A 20498-nucleotide genomic window follows, 5' to 3' on the forward strand; every position below is an offset into this window, starting at 1 on the left:
GATGAATGATTATGCAAGAGAAGTTGTACCGCAAAGCGAACGGAAATGGTGGGTATCGATCAGTTTTGTTTGGATTGCAGTAGGGATTGATTTATCAGCGATGCTTTTCGGAGCAGAGCTCGGGAGTGGGATGAGTTTTCAAGATGCTTTATTCGCAGTCGTTGTCGGGTCTGTTTTACTCGGTATTTTAGCAGCATTTTGCGCATATGTTGGCGCTGTAACGGGATTGTCCACATCGATGATTTCACGCTTTACATTTGGAGCGCGTGGAGCGAAAATGGTTTCTTTATTTTTAGCCATTTCATTGATGGGATGGTTCGGGGTACAAACCGGTTTTTTCGCTGAAAACGCTCAAGTGATGATGGTTGAGACATTCGGTATTACTCTTCCACTGTGGATATTATCTTTAATCGGTGGCATTTTAATGATGACGACAGCGGTCATTGGTTATCGAGCGATTGAGCGTTTAAGCGTATGGAGTGTACCGCTTCTGTTATTGCTAGTCGTATTAGCGGTCATATTAGCCGTTCGCATGAATGGTAGTGTCGCATTATCGATGCCCGTTGAAAATGTATTTTCAATCGGTATGGCCATTTCGCTAGTCATTAGTATTTTTGTTGTAGGAGCGGTCATTTCTCCTGATGTTTCACGTTGGGCACGTACACCGAAAGACGCGATACTCGCTTCATTTTTCGGGTTTTTCTTCGGAAATACGTTCATGATTACGATGGCAATTATTTTATCTCGCGTTATGGATGAAAGTAGTTTAACGACGATTATGATTGCGGTCGGATTAGGTGTACCAGGAATTTTAGTGTTAATTTTAGCGCAATGGACGACGAACACAAGTAATGCGTATTCATCAGGGCTCGGTCTTTCTGTAATATTTCCGAATATTAAGAAATCAACATTGACGGTTATGGCAGGATCTATCGGCACATTGCTAGCTGTTTTAGGGATTTACGGTCATTTCATCGATTTTTTAACGGTGATGACGATGTTTATTGCACCAATCGGTGGAGTGTATACTGCTAGTTTTTATATTGGAAAACGATCGACATTTCACGAAGAGTGTGTCGTCGCTTATCGGAAATTGCCCCTCCTCGCCTGGGCTATCGGTTCTTTAATGAGTTGGTTGACGATGGAAGCTCCGATTGGATTAGCGTTATTCACGATTACGTCTATTTCTTCTTTAGACAGTTTTATTGTCGCTTTTTTAGCGCAAGCATTGTTTATTCAATTACAAAAACAAAAGGGAGTGCCTATGAAACATGAGATGGTTAACAGAAAATGATATTGAACATATTGCCGTAGGAGCAGCAGTATTAGGAACAGGCGGTGGAGGAGATCCGTTTATCGGAAAGATGATGGCGTTAGGAGCTATCGACAAACATGGACCTGTCAAAGTGATAAATATAGACGAATTAAAAGATGATGATTTCGTCCTTCCTGTCTCAGGAATGGGAGCACCGAGTGTACTCGTTGAAAAAATACCATCTTTCGACCAATTAGTAAATCCACTGAAAGCATATGAAGAAGCGATTGGAAAAAAAGTGACGGTCATTATGCCGATTGAAGTCGGCGGAGTCAATTCACTCATTCCTGTCGCTGTTGCGGCGATGACGGGCTTACCGATATTAGACGGAGATGCGATGGGGCGAGCTTTTCCAGAAGCGCAAATGGTGAGCTTCCATTTAGATGGATTAAAACCAGAACTTGTCACAATGGCTGACGAACAAGGGAACCATGTAACGATACGGCCTGTAAATGGGCTATGGAGTGAAAAATTGTCTCGCCAAGTAACGGTAGCGATGGGTGGGTCTACCATTGTCAGTGATTATGGGGTAGATGGAAAACAAGCGAAAAAGAGCGTCATTCCAAATACGCTAACATTGGCACAGAAAATTGGAGAATTGTTAGAAAAAAGAACGGAAGCTGTCCATCCCATTGAAAAAATGTTGCAACTTTTAAAGGGGCGTTTACTTTTCAAAGGAAAAGCGCAACTCATTAAACGAGGTATTCAAGGTGGTTTTACAAGAGGAGAAGCTCATTTTACCGGAATGGATGACGATGAGCACAGTGAATGTATTTTATATTTCCAAAATGAACATTTAATCGCGAAACGAGATGGCCGTCCGATTGCATTAACTCCTGATTTGATTGCTGTCTTGGATGAAGAAACAGGAATGCCTATTACAACAGAGGGATTGAGATACGGAGCGCGCGTGATTATTGTCGCTTTTCCTGCGCACGAAAAATGGCGCACGCCGATCGGGATTGAAACGGCAGGTCCACGTTATTTTAAATATGATGTAGACTATGTTCCATTAGAACAATTGCATGAGGAGGAGTTATCATGATTCGATTAGGTATAGATGTCGGGGGGACAAATACAGATGGTGTATTGATGGATGAATCGTATCGTGTCATTACAAGCATGAAAACCCCAACGACGGATGACGTATTTACCGGGATTCAAACGATTATTCAACAATTTGCTTCACATCCTGCTGTAAATTTAGAGGATATTCAAGTAGCCACATTAGGAACAACACATTGTACAAACGCCATCGTCGAAAGAAAACAGTTAAATCGTGTAGGGGTGATTCGCCTTTCTTTACCATCAGGGACGACAATTCCACCATTTCTCGGTTGGCCGAATGATTTAGTCGAAGCATTACAACCGGAAATTGCACTCATTCATGGAGGGTATGAATATAACGGTGAACCGATTTCACACATTCGCCATGAGGAATTAGATCACGTGATTGAACAGATGAGAGGGAAAGTAGAATCAATCGCTGTTTGCGGTGTGTTTTCTCCTGTTTTACAAGATCAAGAAAAATATGTAGTCGAGTATTTACAACGTGCTTTTCCAAATATGCCGATTTCGATGTCTAGTGAAATTGGTTCTGTCGGATTGATTGAGCGAGAGAATGCGACGATTTTGAACGCGGCACTTATGACGACAATTCGACAAGTATCTCAAGGGTTTCGTCGTGCATTAAAAGAGGCAGGGATTGAAGCGGCTATATATTTAGGTCAAAATGACGGAACGTTAATGACGGGCGACTATGCGGAACAATATCCGATTTTTACAATCGCTTGTGGACCGACGAACTCGATTAGAGGAGCGGCACATTTATCGAATGTAGACAATGCGATAGTCGTTGATATCGGGGGAACGACGACAGATATCGGTGTGCTCGTAAATAGTTTTCCGCGTCAAACGTCTTTAGCGGTGGAAGTCGGAGGAGTGCGAACGAATTACCGTATGCCAGACATTTATGCGATTGGCTTCGGAGGAGGTACTTGTGTCACCCAACAAAATGAATCATGGAAAGTCGGACCGGAAAGTGTCGGGTATTGTTTAATGCAAGAAGCGATTTCATTTGGAGGGGAAACGTTGACAGCAACTGACGTAGCACTTGCCGTAGGAGAACTTGAAATAGAAGGAGCGGATTGTTCTCGAATTACTGAACCCGTCCATGACATTTATCCTTTGTTTACACAATTAGTAGCAGAAGCCGTCGATCGTATGAAAACGAGTGCGACGCCAATTCCTGTCATTTTAGTGGGGGGTGGCGCAGCTTTAATGCCTACCGTGTTAGAAGGTGCATCCGAAGTGATTCGTCCAGCTCATGCGAGCGTTGCCAATGCGGTAGGTGCAGCATTAGGAGATATTAGCGGAACGGTCGAAAAAGTGTACGCACTTGAAAACATTACACATGAAGACGCGCTTCAACAAGCGAAAGAAGAAGCGATTGAACAAGCAGTAGAAGCCGGAGCTGAACGCAGTAAAATAGAAGTAATTGAATTGGAAGACTATCCGCTTGCTTATATGCCAGGAAACGCAATTTTAGTCAAAGTAAAAGTAGCAGGTCCTCTAGCATTGTAATAAAAAACAAGTTTTGCATCCCGCAAAACTTGTTTTTTAATTTTGGAAACGTTCATAAGCGGTGTGACATCGAATGAGCCAGAAAGACTACATAGTGAAAGTTTTTAGAGCGAATTAGTCTATTATTCATATTTACTGAAAATAATGAAACATTTGGAAAAAATAGCCGTATAAATGAATGAGGAGGGAGTGGCATGAGCAAAAAAATCGTGATGTTGTTAGTGGGCGTGTTTAGTGGTCTTAGTTATTTCGTGTATACCATTCAAAGTAGTCCTCCGTCTTTTCTAGGCGAGTGGATGGCCATTGAGGAAAACGAATCTTTGCAATTGATTGAGTTTACAAAAAATCAACGATTGATTCATACGACATGTGATCAACAAAGAGAGTTGACCTATTCAACAGGAAAGAAAGGAAAAGATAATCGCGCTCTTTATTACTATATAATGATTGAGGCAGAAGAGTACTACCTTATTTATCCAGAAGCAGATAATTTGAATTATGCCTATTTGATGGAATATTCCACACCTTCGACAAAGCCGAATGTCAGGAATGAGAAAATTGTCTGTGAATTAATCCGTCCATAAATCGAAAAGATTCTCTAGAGATTAGAGGAAGTCTAATTTGTAGAGAGTCCTTTCATTTATGAGTCCGTAGCGTCTTCCTTTCCTGTATAATAAATAGGAGGAGATGGTAAGATGAAGAGAAGGTTTATTCTCATATCGGTGCTCATCGTCGCTTTCTTGCTTGGCGCTTGCGATGCGAAACCGCTGGAACAAAATGTGCAACACGTTTTTTCAGGGGAGAGTGAGCATTGGACGCTTGAGCATTATGAAGTGAATGTAGACTCGAAAAAACATTTCATCGGCAATGGCAAGTTGCAGATGAAAGGCCAAGACGAGTATACAGCGAATCATTTAACATTTACTACATACTTTATGATTCAAGGTGAAGAAAGACAAGTTCACGCAGGATCGGTCGCAGGGGATTCGATTAATATCGCGACCTTTGAAACAGGAAGTATTGGAAGCGATGAAGCGAACGATGGAAAAAATGCGCTTCAGTTCGAAGACATCGAGCGCATTTATGTAGAAGTACAGTGGGAAGAGCTTGGAGATCCTACTTTTCATGTAGAAACGATTCAATTATATGAAAAATAAAAACAGGAAGTGAGTACTCGCTCGCTTCCTGTTTTGTCTTTTGAACCTCTCGTTACTAAAGTAACGAGATTCCTACGAACAGGTGTCTATCGACTCCTTTTTTAGTAGGCTCAACCCGTAGTTCCTACGGTGACTTGTGTACAAAGTTCTTTTATAGTATATTTCATTTGCTTTGTTTTCGCTTAGTAGAAATATACGATTGCACTTACGTTAAAGATTTTACGTGATAGACGAATTTCCTATCACAACTCCATATCTTTAGTTTTCAAATAACGTTAAGCATAGTATACCAACCAAACATACGTTTGACAACAAAAAGGTGATTCATCCCATCACTAAAGTGACGGGTGTTCTCACCTAAATTATAAAATGACGTCTGGTGTTTCTGGAATGATTTGTCCACCGTCGATGACGAGCGCTTGTCCTGTAATGTAATTCGCTTCTTTTGAGGCGAAGAAAGCGACCGCTGCGCCAATATCTTCCGGTTCGCCGAGACGTTTCATCGGGACGGCCGCAGCACCTTTTTCACTTAAAATGCCGAGCTGTTTTTTTAACCCTTCCGTCGCGATCATCCCGGGTTGTACCGAGTTGACCGTCACGCCAAATTTCGCATATTCTACAGCTGTACTGCGCATAAATCCGAGAATCGCTGCTTTTGTCGCTCCGTAAATCGACCCTCCTGGATAACCGGTAATGTCTCCCGTGATCGATGAAGTTAAAATGACGCGTCCGTAGTTTTGTTCTTTCATCAATTTTAAAATCGGTTTCGCTGTGAAGAAAATCCCTTTTAAGTTAATGTTTTGAATCGTATCCCAATCTCGTTCAGTCATATTTTCGATATATACTTCTGGGTAAATGCCCGCATTCGCTGCTAAAATATCGATTTTTTCATGTTTTGTGGCAATTTGTTGCACAACGTCTTCGATATTTACAACATTCGTCACATCTAGTTGATAAAATTCCCCGCCGATCGCTTCAGCAGTTGCCTTACCTGCTTCTTCGTTAATGTCACACACCATTACGTGTGCGCCAGCTTTCGCTAATGTTTCAGAAATCCCTTTTCCAATTCCGTTCGCTCCACCTGTCACGACTGCAATTTGCCCTGTTAAATCAAACATGTTCACAACCACTCCTTTATCCTATTTATACAACCAACATACCATAAATAGGAAGGATAATCGATAGAGAAGAGATGTCGTTCTTTCTTTTTTTAGAAAAGAATAAAGGAATGATGTTTACAATTGGTGTTTTATGGTTACACATAGAGTACGAGGCGTTAACGGTTTGGGAAGGAGGATTTATAAATGAAGCGATTTGTGAGTTTTATCGTCAGTATCGTTTTACTTGTCACATTAGGAACGATGGGGTTTTTATTACTCAATCAACCCGAAGTGGCATCTTACCAAGAAACATTGCGCAACTATGAGTGGTTTTATCCAACTTTACTTAGTCTGTTTATCATTTCTGTTGTGATGGCTTTCGCCATTTTGATTTTTTCATTAAGCCCTTCATATAAACGACGTGGTCTTTACTTGAAGTATAATGATGGCGAAATTTATATGAACAAAAAATCAATCGAAAAAAATATACAACATACGTTAGCGAAGTATGAAGATGTTAGACAACCTTCAATTGATGTCAAGTTGTATCAAAAGAAACACGCGTCCTATATCGATATTCATGTCAATATGTTGATGGCGCGCACCGAACAAGTCCAAACATTGCTTGAAACGATTCGCAACGATTTAAAAGCAAGTACAGAACATTTTTCAGAATTGCCTGTACGCGAAGTGAGCTTAAATGTACTTGATCAAAAAGCGCTAAATCAACGCGTTTTATAAAGGAGGCAGGGTCTTATGCAAGATGAACGAACAGTGTTGTGGTTGCGCACGTATCGTTGGCGCATCATGGGTGCACTTGGAATGTTACTCATTGCGATTTTATTTTTAACACTCGGTTTTTGGAAAACAATGTTAATTGTAGGTTTAAGCGCCCTCGGATGGGGTATAGGATATATGAAAGATCATTCAGAGAGCGTCTTTCTATTTTTAAATCGGGTATTCCGATAAGATTAATTAGAAAAGGGAGATGAACGATTATGACAAACAGAGCAGAAGAACAATACAATCGACAAACAGAGGTAGATGAAAAAGCAGCGGAAAACCAACCACATTTTGAAAACAAATTAACATTTGATGACAATGTCGTTGAAAAAATCGCAGCGATTTCAGCACGTGAAGTAAAAGGAATTTTAGATATGAAAGGTGGCTTCACGTCAGCGTTTACAGGCGCATTTGGCAACGAAGACATTACGAAAGGTGTTTCTGTAGAAGTCGGAGAAAAACAAGCGGCGATCGACTTAAAAGTGATCATCGAATACGGCGAAAGCGCACCAGCTATCTTCCGTCGCACGTCTGAAATTGTGAAACAACAAGTGAAACATATGACAGGCCTCGACGTCGTCGAAGTGAACATGCACGTTGAAGACGTCATGACGCAAAAAGAGTACAATCAAAAGAAAAACCAAGACGCGAATAACTCAGACTTAAAATAGTGAAGCAAAAAGCTGTTTCTCTTTGCGAGGAACAGCTTTTTTATGTGAGGAAAAATAGTGGGAAGAATGATAGATGGAAGTGTTAGATGAAGTGTTTTTGGGTATGAACAGCATGAGGTGATGATTGTGACGAGATGGCAAAAAGGGTATGAGGTGGAGCCGAGGCATTATCGCATTCATATGCGAGAGCGGACAGAGCTTGTGAAGCGTGATTTTGAAACATTGGATGAACAAATTGAAGAAAATGAAGATGAAGCGGTGCAAAAAATTTTGAAAAGGCGACGCAGTCAACGATACGGGATGTTCATGTTCGAGTTGTTTCAAATTGTCGAACAAGGGTGGAAGCTCGCGCATGAGTATTATTACGATGAACCGTTCATCCACCGCGAAGCATTGAATGCGTATTATGCGAAACATGGGCATTATACGAGCACGATCGCTTTACTTGAAGAGGCGCTCGCTCCAAAAATCGGGAGGCCGCTCCATTTATCGTATTATGTTGACGTACGAAATTATTTAGTACATGAAGAATTAAATCTCGTCTTAGCATTGAAGGAAAGTTATTTCGAGCTGATGGAAAAAGAAGAGCGTACAGAAGAGGAAGAGCAAAAATTCCGTCTGTTACATAAAGAAGATGATGCGTTTATCCGTTATTTCATGGAGCGTATTTTACATTTTGCGAACGAAGAAGAAACGACTCCCTCACATTAGAAGGAGTCGTTTTTTTACGCTTTCATTTGATTGCGGGCGACGCTTTCTTTAAACGATGTCGCATCGACGAGGAGTGTTTTCGGGAAAAGTGGGTGATACCGAATCGCGACGTCATGCCCTGTACGAATGAGCGCCATATGTAAATGAACTTCAATTTCATAGGCGCGTCCGACGATGATTTTACCGTCGTCGGTCGTATATTGAATCGTTATGACGAGTGCTTCACGGTGCAATTGGCCGCGTTCGACAAAGAGTCCTTGCTCCGTTTCCATCGATACGATATGTCCCACCGTCGATTTCCCTTTTTGTCGAATGAACCGTCGGATGAGTGGGCGAGAGAAGAGAACGATGAAAACAATGACCAGCAATCCGTAAGCGATGATCCAAAATACAGTCGTCATCTCCATATCATTCGCCTCCTTTTCTTTAGTATACGCTTTTTTGAATGAAATTTCTGTTCTAAACGGAAAGTGAGAAACTGGAAGCTTTTTGTCAGCTATTGTAAAGTAGAAGAAAAAGGAGGTCCTCGAATGAAGCGATGGCTCATGCTGTTCGTTTTCGTTTTGGCAGGTTGCACATGGGAAGTGGCGGATATGGGATTGAGTGTCGGGAGCATTGGATTAGAAGGTCTTACGGAAGGAGAAGAGTATGGCATTGTCTTTCCAATCGAGCGTCGGAGAGAAGGAGCGGTAATATTGCGTTCGATGGAGATTGTGACGCAACAAGATGATGTCGTCGACGGAATGGAATACTCTTTTTACGGCGCAACGCCTGTACAATCGGTCGGGATGATGCCGTGGGAGCGATACGGCGCAACCGTTCCATTAGACGGCTTTCGATTGGAAGGGGAACGAAACTTTCTCCTCTATGTGAAGTTGCAAGGAGACGTGATAGAAGATCCTCTTCGCCGCTTGCGCATTACGTATGAAAAAGACGGAGAAACATTCGTCCAACTTCATAAAGTGACGATGCTTGAAAATTTGCATACGAAAAAAGAACGCACGACTCATTGAGAACGCGTTCTTTTTTGTTTCGCTTGTCGCACGGCAGCGGCTCGTTCTTTTTGTTGGACGCTCCAGTCGAGCGCAATGAAGCGCGGGAAGCGTGTTGAATATCGAATCGGTACTGCTTGTCCGGAGCGGTAATCGGTCGCATAATGACGATAAATATAGTCGCGCACTTTCGCTTGGCGCTTCATCCCTTTCGAACAAGTATATTCGATGAGCGCATCGACTCGGTTGAACCACATTCCGGCTTGTTCAAAGTAAATGCCTTGGTCAACAGAACAATCTTTTAACTGGCCGATCGTGAGTGTGCCTTTTCTTTGTAGCCATTTCCGAATGACGGTCTTTCGTATAAAGAATAGAAAGGAAATGAAAGCAAGAAGGCTAAGAATGAATACGACACTATTGCGCCAAATGACCGAAGGAATGATCACATATGCCAAAACAGCAAAAGCTCCGAGAAAATAAGCGGGTAATAAATACATCGCGTCACCTCTTTTCTTTTAGTATACGAGATTCAGTTGGAGAAAATGGTTAAAAGTTTGTAAAGAGAGAAGTGGCACTTCACATATGATATACTGTCTCACACGAAGGAGTGATTAGATGTCAATTCGATTAAGTATTTTAGAACAATCGATGTTATCGGAAGGACAAACAGCGAAAGAAGCTTTAGACAAAACGGTCGAGATGGCGAAGCTCGCTGATGAACTAGGCTTCGAACGCTTTTGGGTCGCTGAACATCACGGTTCGCGCAAACTTGCGAGCTCAACCCCAGAAATTTTAATGGCGCATATCGCCAACGAGACAGAACGGATTCGCATCGGTTCGGGCGGTGTTATGTTGCCTCATTATAGTCCGTACAAAATTGCGGAAAACTTTAAATTGTTAGAAGCGCTCTACCCAGGGCGCATCGATGCAGGAGTCGGTCGCGCGCCAGGAGGAAGTCAGCTCGTTCATTACGCTTTGCGAGAAGGACAGCCGCGCAACGTAGACGTTTTCCCGGATCAAGTGAAAGAGTTGCGCAGTTATTTAAACGATGATGTGACAGGGGCAAAATTGCATCCGAAGTTGTATGCCGCACCTGAAATTGATACGAAACCGCGCGTCTGGATGCTCGGGTCGAGTCCGTCTTCTGCACAACTTGCCGCAGAACAAGGATTGCCTTACATGTATGCCCAGTTTATTAGTGGCAGTGAAGCGATCGGCACGTATGCGACTTCACTCTATCACCAACAGTACAACCGAGCAGGCGAAGAAGATACACCTGAAAATGCAGTCAGTATTTTCTTCGCCTGTGCGGAAACAGAAGAAGAAGCAGAGCGCATCGCACAAGGCTTCGATTATTCGATGCTTTGGTTAGAAACGGGGAAAACGAGCGAAGGAACGCCATCCCCTGAGACGATCGCCGCTTACAATGCTTCCCCGTCTGAAATCGCGCGCATGAAACAAAATCGTTCACGCATGATTGTCGGAACACCGCAGTCCGCAAAACGTCAAATTGAAGCGCTCGCCGAAAAATATGCGGCGAAAGAAGTGATGCTCGTCATGATTACGTATGATTACGACGACAAATTAGAAGCGTATCGCCTCATCGCCAAAGAAATGCTCGGCTCATAATCGATGAAAAAAAGCATCGTCCTCGTAAAAAGGGCGATGCTTTGTATTATTGAAATTCGGACCAATCGGGTTCTTCACAGACCATATTTTCTGAATCAAATGTCATAAAGCTATGTTCGATGACACGCCCGTCTATTTCTGTACTGCCGTTCGCACCGATTAAATCGCCTTGTTCTTCGAGAGGTAATAATGTTCCGTCAACGACGATATGTGTACGGTAAGCACCGCTAGAGTTTTTCCCTTCCCATCCGAGATCTTGAGGAGAGGAAGTAATGATCGGATTTTCTTTCGTGAAGTCATACGTAATCCACCCATCTTCAAAAGGAAGGGGCGGGGCATCTGGTTGATTGTAAACGACGTAATAACACCCTTCTTTTGAAAGAAATGCGTACGCCTCATCTGTTAAGCGCCCTTTACTATCTTGAACGACGATCGCATAAAGTGCGCCAATGAACAAACTAAAAATGAGAAATAAAAGACCACCGCGTTCTCGGTCATTAGCAACCGCACGCTCTTTCCACACCCAACGTTCGGCAATGAGCTGCAGGATGAAAAATAATAAAGTAGCAAAAGCACCGAACGCAACGAAACTAGCAAGTGTATCGCTGTTTTTAACCGAATTCCACTCACCAATCACGTAAGAAAGCGCCGCGATAAGTACGCCACCTAAAATCATATTCGGAAAGCGCCACGTCATTTTTTCACTAAACTTTGTTGTCACATACGCAACGAGCGTTCCGAGTGTGATGTAGAGTGGTGCAACGTAAAGCAAAGGAAAAAGAAATAACTCGCCAAATGAGGGAGTATAGACACCAGGCTTAGGATCGCCAAGTGGGACAGATAACCCGGCGAGACCGAGGGCGAATAAAAGACTACTGATTAAGGAAATATAAAATAATCGCAACATATAAAAACTCCTTTCTATACGTATGAAGACGTATAATCTCTTCAAAAGATACCAAAAGAAGCGAATGATGTAAATGAACAGAAAAGAAATAGAGGCCTAAATAAAAAACGCATGAAATCAAGTGTTTCACTTTTGATTTCATGCGTTTTCGTAAGCTCGCTTTATTTTCGTCTACATAGCAGCGGTTGTCATCGGATGGCGAACGACTTTCACTTCTTGGAAAATGATTTCATTTCCGATGATGAACGCAGGGCGCTGTCCTTCCCCGTCTTTACTATGCGCTTGTTTGAATGCGTCGCTCTTCATCCACGCTTTGAATGCCGCTTCGTCCGTCCAACGTGTAACGATACATACTTCATCATGCTCTTTCACTTTTTGAGTTTCCAGCACTTCCAATCCTAAAAACCCTTCCATTTGTTCGATTTTCCCGACTTTGTTAAAGCGCTCGATCAACTTGTGCGCTTCTCCTTTTTGAATGAATGTTTTATTCGTCACGATATACATATCGCTCGACCCCTTTCGTTCGTGCTGATTTAATAATTTCATCATAAAAGGAATTTGTTTTTTTGCATATAGACAAAAGAGGGAATTTTAACAGGGCGTTTTGCTAAAAATCCATTTTGGACTTTTTCATCGACCGTTTTAACTTCTAGTTCTCCTTGTCATACCGCTGTTTTATTAAAGAAAATGCAGGAATGAGCTAAAAAACATCTTGAAAAAGTATATTATCGTTTGACGCCTCCTCCTGTATGCTTATTAGCGAAAGGGAATGATAAACATTCTCAATTGAGAGGAGGGATAATATGCAAGCCCGCCATTTTCATTTATTATTTGTATTTATTTTTATCGTAAGTTTCGCACAACGAGCGGGTGCTGTAGAGGATGGCGTGTATGAAATTCAATACGAATTACTCCATGCCTCCAACGATTCCGTTTCGATCGCGAATGATTATTTTGAAAAACCGGCGATTTGGATTGTCGAAGGAGACGAGCAATACGTGCAATTGACTTTGAATCATAGTGAATGGACGAAGCAATTACAAGCACCTGTAGGAGGAGAGTACGTCGATGTGACGGTGATTGAGGAAGATCGAGAGAACGATTTACGCACGATTCAATTTCCACTCGAACAATCGATCGGAGAACCGGTTGAAATGAAAATGCACGTGCTCATTGAGACGATGACTCCCGTTTATGATCATCGCTACACCGTTCGCTTACAATTCGATGAACAATCTGCAAAGCGTGTGGAACAACAAGAAGCGTATGCGGTATCCGCTGAAACGAAAAGCACACAACCATTATGGCGCAAGCCTTTACTCGTGACAGGTAGTTTACTTATCGCAGGAGCTCTATTCATTGGAATCGCATTCGCACGGAAAAAAACAAAAAGAATAAAGGAGGAATAACACGATGAAACGATGGATCGCTTTTTGTATAGCGATAGGATTACTCATATTGCCAAATGCAAGTTTTGCAGCTACGATTGCGGACGGAACGTACGATGTCGGATTTCGGGTATTGAAAGAAGAAAATACAGAAGCCTCGATGGCGGATGATTATTTAGAAAAACCAGCGAAAGTGACGGTGAACAATGGAAAAGCAACGGTTCAAATGGTGTTGAAAAATAGTAGCTGGTGGAAAGAATTTAAAGTGGAAGGAAAAGATGTACGTACAGTGAGTGAAGCGGACGACGTGCGTGTTGTAGAGTTTGATGTAGCAGATTTAACGCAGATGGTGAAGGCGAATATTCACGTCATCGTCCCAGATATTAATTACGACAATCATTACGTCATTCGCTTCGATTTCGATACGAGCGGTTTAGCAAAAGGAGAGACGAGTGCGTCTGAAAGTCCCGAAACTTCTGTTGTGACATCGGCAGAAGCGTCAGACGGAACTGAAGCAGAGGTCGTCAATCCTAAAACGAGCGATCAAACGCCTATTTTAGCGCTCATCGTATTACTCATTTTTTCAAGTTATTTTTTAATTAAACAATATACGAACAAAATCGCTCAAAGAGGTGAATAATGTGAAAACTATTTTACAAAAATCGTTTGTTTTTATGCTGATCGCACTCATCATCGTCTCTTCGCCCTTACAAATGGCGAGTGCTTCGACGAAGAGTCAACCATCTCCCACGACTTCCAGTTTGCTTCATCTAATAGAAGGAATGGAATGGAAAAATGTTTATTATGAATGGATGGAAAAGATTACAATCGATGATGGAACGCATACGATTACAGGTTCTCAAAAGCAACAGTTGAATTTATCAAAAGCTCCAAATCAATCTGAATCGACTCCTCCAACAGAAGAGCCGACACCACCTAATGAGGATCCTGAAGAATCTGAACAAACGAAAGGCTTGAAAGACGGAACGTATACAGTGCCTCTTCAAATATTACAAGAAAAAGCAGATAAACCGTCTTCGATGGCGAAATATGTCGAAACACCGGTCTACGGTATTGTGAAAGACGGGAAACATTACCTTCAAATGACATTGAACGAAAGCGACATGATTCAAAAGATTGTCCTTCACCTTGATGACAATGCGCCACTTCGCACATTGGCGGTCGCGAACGTCGCTCCATCTTTACAAACTGTTGAAGCGTACGATATCGCAAAAGATGACCAAAATAATAAGCGCACTGTTCAACTGCAAGTGCCTGCGATCGATCAGCCGATGACATTAGGCGTGTCCGTCGATACGAAGTCGAACTTCGGGTTTATGGAGCATAAAGTGCGCGTCATTCCTGAAAACGTAACATATGCAGCACCTGCGCCAGAAAAGTTGCCGACCCCATTGACTGAACAACCGTCCATCGATGAAGCGGTCGTGAAAGCAGAAGCGGCGTTAACCCATTTAGAACACAATCAACCGGTGACAGAAGCGGAAAAAGAGAAAGTACAACAGTTAATTGATGCCGTGCAAGATGCGGCGAAGAAAGAAGCATTCCAAAAACGTTTGCAAGCTGTAAACGTGCAACAAAAAGAAATTGATCAAACACTCGGGCAATTCCCGTACATCGTTTGGAAAAAAGAGAAAAATGAATTGTCTGTCGCGGACGGTTACTTCGAAAAACCAGCGACGGTCGTTGAACGAAATGGCCAAAAATACGCCCAAATCATCATTAAAAATGAAGATTGGTGGCAATATTTCCAAGTGGAACAAGATGGCGCTTATCGAGAAGTGACGACATTGAAAAAAGAAGAACGGACGAATGAAAAAGGAGAAACAACGGTCGTTCGACTCGTCGAATTTCCATTTGACGCATTCGACCGAGAAATTAACGCAAAAGTACACATTATCGTCAAAGGAATTCCAGGATTTGAATACGACAACAAATACGATATTCGTATAGTCATTCAAGATGACCGTAAAGAAACGGTGAAAGAAGATCCGGCAGAACAGAGAGCAGAACGCGCATTGAGCGCATTAGAGAAACAGACGAAAGTGACGGAAGCAGATAAACAACGCGTTCAAAAGCTCATCGATGAAGTGAAAGATCCAAAAGCGAAGCAACTGTTTCAAAAACGTTTAGACTTGGTGAAAGTACAAGAAGCGGTTCCTTCTTTCACGAATTTATCATTTGTCGTTTTAAAAGAGGATGCGGATGCAAAATCTGTCGCAGATGACTACTTTGAAAAACCGATGAAAACGTATCAAAAAGATGGGAAGCACTACGTACAAGCAATCATCAAAAATGCGGATTGGTGGCAATACTTCCGCATTCAAGCGAATGGCACATATCAAGATGTTAAAGTGATTGAGCCGTTAGAAGGGAATAAACAGCGCATTGAATTCGAAGTCGACCGGATCGACGGTTTTGTTCCAGCGCAATTACATGTCATTGTGAAAGGAATTCCAGGATTTAATTACGACAATAAATATAACGTCCGCCTTTTACTCGGCACAGATCAAGTACCAACGGAGAAACATGATCCTGCTGTACAAAAAGCGAAAGACGCACTCGCACAATTGGAAAAACAAAAAACAGTCACTGAAAAAGACAAACAATCCGTACAAGCGCTCATTCAAAAAGTGCAAGACGCTAAAACAAAAAATGAGCTCCAAAAGCGCCTCGATCAAGTGAAAGTGACCGAGACAAAAAAAGCCAAGTGGCAATCGATTGACTACGTCGTTTGGAAAGATGATAAAGATGAAACATCTGTGGCCGATAGTTATTTCGCAAAACCAGCGCAATATATGAAAAAAGACGGAAAGCATTTCATTCGTATTACAGTCAAAAACGAAGATTGGTGGCAATATTTCAAAGTAAAAGCGAATAGAACGTATCAAGAAGTGAAGACGATTTCGACGAATAAAGGAGAAAAAACACGCATCGTCGAGTTTGAAATCGATGATCCACAACAGATCGTGCATGCCAAAGTGCATATTATCGTAACGGGAATTCCTAATTTTAATTATGATAATAAATATGATATTCGTTTGAAATTCGGACAGTTGAAAAACGAAGACGTTACACCCGCGCCATCTACACCAGGTGGGCCAACGACAACTACTCCATCAACGAATGATTCAACAACATCTACTACACCGGGACAGACGAATGAACGTGACGAATCGCTCACGTATGATCGCTCTGAGGATACTCCTTCAAAAGAAGCGGTTTTAACAGATGTGAAACATGCGACGAGCGGTCCATCATTCAATCCGAAAACAGGGGATCATTCACAGCTCGCACTGTTTGCATTATTACTTTTACTATCAAGTGGTGTGCTAATGTGGAAAGGGTATCGACGCGTTCGAATAAAAAATCTTTAACAACTAGCGTGTAGATGACATTCTCATCTACACGTTTTTTAAAAAGGAGAATGGAGATGAAACGATTAATCTTACTACTTTTTAGTCTCGTCTTCATCGCAGGATGTCAAACGGGCCCGAACATCGATTTGGAAAAAGTAGAAGCGCTAGACGGAGAAGGCCACCGCATCGTTTCGACAACTGTTGCGTTAACAGAAATGATGGACGCCCTAGACCTCGATTTGATTGGCAAACCGTCCAGTTATAAAAATTTACCTGAGCGTTATGAAGAAGTGATGGAAGTCGGTAATCCGATGAGCCCGGATATGGAGCTCATTTTAGCATTGCAGCCGAAACAATTATTGTCCGTGACGACATTGCAATACGATTTGGAACCATTGTTTGAAAAAAACGGGATGGAAGCGTATTATGCCGATTTAAAAAGTGTGGAACATATGCTGAAAGAAATTGAAACATTCGGTGCGATGTACGGGCGTGAGCAAGAAGCGGCCAATGTCGTCGCTCCTTTTTATACGATGATCGAGGAGATGGAACAAAAGACCGCTTCGTTTGAAAAGCCACGCGTTTTAATTTTAATGGGCGTGCCGGGAAGTTATTTAGTCGCGACGGAACATTCGTATATCGGCAACTTAGTAAAATTAGCAGGAGGAAAAAATGTGATCGAAGGAGAAGATGTGGAATATGTCGCCTCGAATACCGAATATTTACAACATGCCGAACCGGATATTATTTTGCGTGCCGCACACGGCATGCCGGATGAAGTCGTGGAAATGTTCGACCGTGAATTTCAAGAAAATGATATTTGGAAACATTTCAAAGCGGTACAAGACGGCCGTGTGTATGATTTAGAAGAACGCATTTTCGGTATGACGGCAAGCCTAGCCGCGGAAGAAGCGCTTCATACATTACATGCGATGTTATATGAAAGCGAGGGAAGGCGATGAAACAGTGGTTTTGGATAATGAGTGTCACGATTTTATTATTGCTAACCATCATTATGTCGGCGACGACAGGAACGTTAGCGGTGACACCGATCTCTTTCATACAAGGGCTTTGGAGCGGACATGACCCGCACGTCGAAATTGTGAAAGATTTGCGCCTCCCTCGTATCGTCATCGCGATTTTCGCAGGTGCCGCATTAGCTGTATCGGGGATATTACTGCAAGCGGTGATGCGCAACCCGTTAGCGGAGCCCGGTATAATCGGCGTATCTGCTGGTGCATCGTTTACCGCTGTCGCTGCGATTACATTATGGCCGACTTTGTTTTTTTATATGCCGTTTTTTGCAATCCTTGGCGGAGCGTTTGCGTTTTACCTCGTCTATCGCCTTTCTTGGTCGTCAGGCTTAGATCCGCTTCGCATGATTTTAATCGGAGTGGCCATTAATGCGGTATTTACGAGTTTAGGGCAAGTGCTCCATTTTTCCGGAGGAATTTCATTGAGTGCAACGAGCGATGTCGCAATGTCGCAACTTGCGATGCGTCAATGGTCGGACGTTCGCATAATTGTCATGTATGTAACGCTCGGTTTAATCGCAGCGTTCTCTTTATTTCGCGGTTGTAATCATTTAAGTTTGAGCGATGCGACTGCGCATAGTCTCGGCGTACCCGTCCAACGTTTGCGCCTCGTCATTTCCGCTATTGCGGTATTGCTCGCTTCTGTCGCAACAGCCGTCGCCGGCATGTTTTTATTTGTCGGCTTGCTCATTCCGCATATTAGCCGCCGTATCGTCGGCACGAATCACCGCTATTTAATTCCTTTTTCGGCTTTGCTCGGTGCTTGGCTCATTTTACTTTCAGATACACTCGGGCGCACGCTCATCGCTCCGCAAGAAATTCCGGCTTCCGTAATCGTTGCGCTCATCGGTGGTCCGTTTTTAATTATGTTATTAAGGAGGGAACGTCATTTTGCTCGATTTTAAAGAAGTGAGTTTTTCGTACGATTCTAAAAATTTTCAGCTTGAAAAAGTGACTGCGCATATTCCGAAAGGGCAAGTGACGACCATTCTCGGCCCGAATGGCTCAGGAAAATCAACCTTGCTTAAAACCGTCGCAAAAGCTCATTTGCCGACAGAAGGCGCCGTATTATTGCGCGGGGAGGATATTGCGACTTGTCCGATGAAGCAGTTTGCACGACGTGTCGCGGTCGTCTATCAGCAAAATGAAGCCCCGTCTGATATAACGGTTGAACATCTCGTCTCTTATGGCCGCATCCCCTATCAAGAGCGCTTTCGCGGGATGACGTGCGAAGATGAAGAAGCGGTTGATTGGGCGTTGTCTGTTACAGGGTTGGAAGGAAAGCGACATCACCCTGTATACGCGTTGTCGGGTGGAGAAAGGCAACGCGTCTGGATCGCTTTAGCACTCGCTCAAAAAACGCCGATTTTATTACTAGATGAGCCGACGACGTATTTAGATTTATATTATCAATACGATTTGCTCGATCTCATTCAGTCGCTGAACGTTCAGTACGGATTAACGGTCGTCATGGTTTTACACGATTTAAATCAAGCGTTCCGGTATAGCGATACCGTACTCGTCATGAAGGAGGGGCGACTCGTAGCGAACGGACCTCCGGAACGAGCGTTGACAGAAGAACGTATTTACGACGTGTATGGCATTCAGATGACCGTTCGGTATGAAGAAGCGATCGGATGGTATACCGTTCCATTGAAAGGGAGATGAAGATGAAACATTATTTCTCACAAAGCTTCACATTACTGTGCGTCGTTGTTTTTTTATTTTCAGGCACACAATTATTTCGCACGATGTACGATTATCGCCATAATGCAAACGTTTTAGCAGCAGCGCAAGAAGTGCGAGAAGAAGCGGATGAGCGATATGCTGAAGCGGACACATTATATTTACGAGAACGTCAAAAAGTGCGAGAGCAAAAAAACGAACTTGCTTCTTCAGAAGTTGTCAGAGGTACGCTGCAGGCGGAAGACAACGATGCCATCCGCCCGCAATTTCAATCATTGCACCAATTAAATCCTGAAATGATCGGATGGATTCGAATTGATGGCACACCGATCGATTATCCGATTTTACAAGCGGTCGATAACGATTATTATTTATATCGAAACTATAAAGCGCAAAAATCGAAAGCCGGCAGCATCTTTATGGATTTCCGAAATGATGTGAGTGCGGATGATCGTAATACAGTCCTATACGGACATCGTTTAAAAGATGGTTCGATGTTTCAAAGTTTGACGAACTTTTTAGACGAGGACTTTTTCCACACGCATCGCACGATTGAATTTGATACGATGTACGACCGATTTGACGCTGAAATTTTTGCCGTCTATTATACGACGATTGATTTTGACTACATTCAAACGGATTTTACGACAGATGAAGAGTACCGAGCATTACTCGAAGAAATTCAGGAGAAGTCATTTTTTGAAAGTAATGTTGAGGTAACAGAGGAAGACCGGATTCTTACGTTGTCGACATGCGATTACACGTTAGATCCAAACGAAGGGCGCCTCGTCGTTCATGCGAAATTAATAGAAGCGCATTAAAAAATCATCACTCACGAACGGAGCGACAACGTGAGTGATGATTATTTTTTATTTTTATTCAATTCAAGAATCGCTAAATACGTCACGATGATGAAGGCGAGCAAGGCGATCATGTAAAAATAAGATTCTTCGCGCGCATACGCAAACCAAATGATACCGACAACACCCGCATACCCGTAAAACGCATACGCCCCCGTGCGCAACAACTTCGCCTCATCTGCCACTTTCCCACCTTGCTTTTCGATCAGTCGAAAGCCTGCTAAAAACAACTCGCTCCGACTAAACTGCAACATGAGCCCGAACGCGACGAAAAAGAGTATGATGACGAGCAGTAAAATATTCAT

Annotated in this window: 24 protein-coding genes; 18 read left to right on the forward strand and 6 right to left on the reverse strand. The window is 42.7% G+C overall.

Annotation, left to right across the window (positions count from 1 at the left end; translation table 11 throughout):
• The first annotated feature begins 1 nt into the window (after position 1).
• From IRY55_RS03240 to IRY55_RS03260, 5 genes are all read left to right on the forward strand, one after another.
• Complete coding sequence (locus IRY55_RS03240; protein WP_194561810.1) at positions 2–1294, forward strand: cytosine permease; 1293 nt, start codon at positions 2–4, stop codon at positions 1292–1294.
• A complete protein-coding gene (locus tag IRY55_RS03245) occupies positions 1272–2360 on the forward strand; it encodes a DUF917 domain-containing protein (RefSeq protein ID WP_194561811.1) in 1089 nt (362 codons plus the stop codon). Before IRY55_RS03240 ends, IRY55_RS03245 begins: the two co-directional genes overlap by 23 nt.
• A complete protein-coding gene (locus IRY55_RS03250) occupies positions 2357–3898 on the forward strand; it encodes a hydantoinase/oxoprolinase N-terminal domain-containing protein (protein ID WP_213086641.1) in 1542 nt (513 codons plus the stop codon). Before IRY55_RS03245 ends, IRY55_RS03250 begins: the two co-directional genes overlap by 4 nt.
• Positions 3899–4092: 194 nt before the next feature.
• A complete protein-coding gene (locus IRY55_RS03255) occupies positions 4093–4482 on the forward strand; it encodes a hypothetical protein (RefSeq protein WP_194561812.1) in 390 nt (129 codons plus the stop codon).
• Positions 4483–4593: 111 nt separating this feature from the next.
• Entirely contained in the window at positions 4594–5055 is a 462-nt protein-coding gene (locus IRY55_RS03260) for a hypothetical protein (RefSeq protein ID WP_194561813.1), read from the forward strand.
• A 362-nt stretch (positions 5056–5417) separates the two neighbouring features.
• Here IRY55_RS03260 and IRY55_RS03265 read toward each other — a convergent pair whose 3' ends face one another.
• The gene (locus IRY55_RS03265; RefSeq protein WP_194561814.1) at positions 5418–6173 is read right to left on the reverse strand and encodes an SDR family NAD(P)-dependent oxidoreductase; all 756 of its coding nucleotides are present in this window, start codon (positions 6171–6173) and stop codon (positions 5418–5420) included.
• A 186-nt stretch (positions 6174–6359) separates the two neighbouring features.
• Here IRY55_RS03265 and amaP point away from each other — a divergent pair, with 186 nt between their 5' ends.
• The 4 genes from amaP to IRY55_RS03285 all read left to right on the forward strand — a co-directional run bounded on the left by amaP (position 6360) and on the right by IRY55_RS03285 (position 8320).
• The gene (amaP, locus tag IRY55_RS03270) at positions 6360–6896 is read left to right on the forward strand and encodes an alkaline shock response membrane anchor protein AmaP (protein WP_194561815.1); all 537 of its coding nucleotides are present in this window, start codon (positions 6360–6362) and stop codon (positions 6894–6896) included.
• Positions 6897–6911: 15 nt separating this feature from the next.
• Positions 6912–7124, forward strand: a complete 213-nt coding sequence (locus IRY55_RS03275; RefSeq protein WP_194561816.1) for a DUF2273 domain-containing protein — start codon at positions 6912–6914, stop codon at positions 7122–7124.
• Positions 7125–7153: 29 nt separating this feature from the next.
• The gene (locus IRY55_RS03280; RefSeq protein ID WP_194561817.1) at positions 7154–7609 is read left to right on the forward strand and encodes an Asp23/Gls24 family envelope stress response protein; all 456 of its coding nucleotides are present in this window, start codon (positions 7154–7156) and stop codon (positions 7607–7609) included.
• Between the two features lie 126 nt (positions 7610–7735).
• Positions 7736–8320: a hypothetical protein gene (locus tag IRY55_RS03285; protein WP_194561818.1), complete on the forward strand. Its 585-nt coding sequence runs from the start codon at positions 7736–7738 to the stop codon at positions 8318–8320.
• Between the two features lie 14 nt (positions 8321–8334).
• Here IRY55_RS03285 and IRY55_RS03290 read toward each other — a convergent pair whose 3' ends face one another.
• Positions 8335–8727: a hypothetical protein gene (locus IRY55_RS03290; protein WP_194561819.1), complete on the reverse strand. Its 393-nt coding sequence runs from the start codon at positions 8725–8727 to the stop codon at positions 8335–8337.
• A gap of 123 nt (positions 8728–8850) precedes the next feature.
• Between IRY55_RS03290 and IRY55_RS03295 the strand changes: the two genes are divergently transcribed.
• A complete protein-coding gene (locus tag IRY55_RS03295; protein ID WP_194561820.1) occupies positions 8851–9333 on the forward strand; it encodes a hypothetical protein in 483 nt (160 codons plus the stop codon).
• On the opposite strand, the gene IRY55_RS03300 is transcribed toward IRY55_RS03295, so the two are convergent.
• Positions 9327–9809: a hypothetical protein gene (locus IRY55_RS03300; protein ID WP_194561821.1), complete on the reverse strand. Its 483-nt coding sequence runs from the start codon at positions 9807–9809 to the stop codon at positions 9327–9329. The two genes, IRY55_RS03295 and IRY55_RS03300, sit on opposite strands and share 7 nt — an antisense overlap.
• A 118-nt stretch (positions 9810–9927) precedes the next feature.
• Here IRY55_RS03300 and IRY55_RS03305 point away from each other — a divergent pair, with 118 nt between their 5' ends.
• Positions 9928–10941: an LLM class flavin-dependent oxidoreductase gene (locus tag IRY55_RS03305; protein ID WP_194561822.1), complete on the forward strand. Its 1014-nt coding sequence runs from the start codon at positions 9928–9930 to the stop codon at positions 10939–10941.
• Positions 10942–10987: 46 nt separating this feature from the next.
• On the opposite strand, the gene IRY55_RS03310 is transcribed toward IRY55_RS03305, so the two are convergent.
• Positions 10988–11848, reverse strand: a complete 861-nt coding sequence (locus IRY55_RS03310) for a hypothetical protein (protein WP_194561823.1) — start codon at positions 11846–11848, stop codon at positions 10988–10990.
• Between the two features lie 171 nt (positions 11849–12019).
• Complete coding sequence (gene isdG, locus IRY55_RS03315) at positions 12020–12352, reverse strand: heme oxygenase (protein ID WP_194561824.1); 333 nt, start codon at positions 12350–12352, stop codon at positions 12020–12022.
• A 299-nt stretch (positions 12353–12651) separates the two neighbouring features.
• Here isdG and IRY55_RS03320 point away from each other — a divergent pair, with 299 nt between their 5' ends.
• Genes IRY55_RS03320 through srtB form a run of 7 tightly spaced genes read left to right on the forward strand, consistent with a single transcriptional unit; the run spans position 12652 to position 20154 of the window.
• Positions 12652–13257, forward strand: a complete 606-nt coding sequence (locus IRY55_RS03320) for an NEAT domain-containing protein (RefSeq protein WP_194561825.1) — start codon at positions 12652–12654, stop codon at positions 13255–13257.
• Between the two features lie 4 nt (positions 13258–13261).
• Complete coding sequence (isdC, locus tag IRY55_RS03325; RefSeq protein WP_194561826.1) at positions 13262–13876, forward strand: heme uptake protein IsdC; 615 nt, start codon at positions 13262–13264, stop codon at positions 13874–13876.
• 1 nt (position 13877) lies between these two features.
• Complete coding sequence (locus tag IRY55_RS03330; protein ID WP_194561827.1) at positions 13878–16631, forward strand: NEAT domain-containing protein; 2754 nt, start codon at positions 13878–13880, stop codon at positions 16629–16631.
• A 56-nt stretch (positions 16632–16687) separates the two neighbouring features.
• Entirely contained in the window at positions 16688–17575 is an 888-nt protein-coding gene (gene isdE / locus IRY55_RS03335; protein ID WP_408015116.1) for a heme ABC transporter substrate-binding protein IsdE, read from the forward strand.
• Positions 17572–18552 carry a FecCD family ABC transporter permease gene (locus tag IRY55_RS03340; RefSeq protein ID WP_194561829.1) on the forward strand — a complete coding sequence of 327 codons (981 nt, stop codon included), beginning with the start codon at positions 17572–17574 and terminating at the stop codon, positions 18550–18552. The genes isdE and IRY55_RS03340 overlap by 4 nt, the downstream gene beginning before the upstream one ends.
• Entirely contained in the window at positions 18539–19315 is a 777-nt protein-coding gene (locus tag IRY55_RS03345) for an ABC transporter ATP-binding protein (RefSeq protein WP_194561830.1), read from the forward strand. The genes IRY55_RS03340 and IRY55_RS03345 overlap by 14 nt, the downstream gene beginning before the upstream one ends.
• Before the next feature lie 2 nt (positions 19316–19317).
• Positions 19318–20154: a class B sortase gene (gene srtB, locus IRY55_RS03350; protein ID WP_235961006.1), complete on the forward strand. Its 837-nt coding sequence runs from the start codon at positions 19318–19320 to the stop codon at positions 20152–20154.
• Between the two features lie 41 nt (positions 20155–20195).
• Here the strand turns inward: srtB and IRY55_RS03355 are convergent, their stop codons facing one another.
• On the reverse strand, positions 20196–20498 hold the full coding sequence (locus tag IRY55_RS03355) for a DUF3784 domain-containing protein (RefSeq protein ID WP_194561832.1): 303 nt from the start codon (positions 20496–20498) through the stop codon (positions 20196–20198).

Source organism: Savagea serpentis, assembly GCF_015351395.1.
Taxonomy (GTDB): domain Bacteria; phylum Bacillota; class Bacilli; order Bacillales_A; family Planococcaceae; genus Savagea; species Savagea serpentis.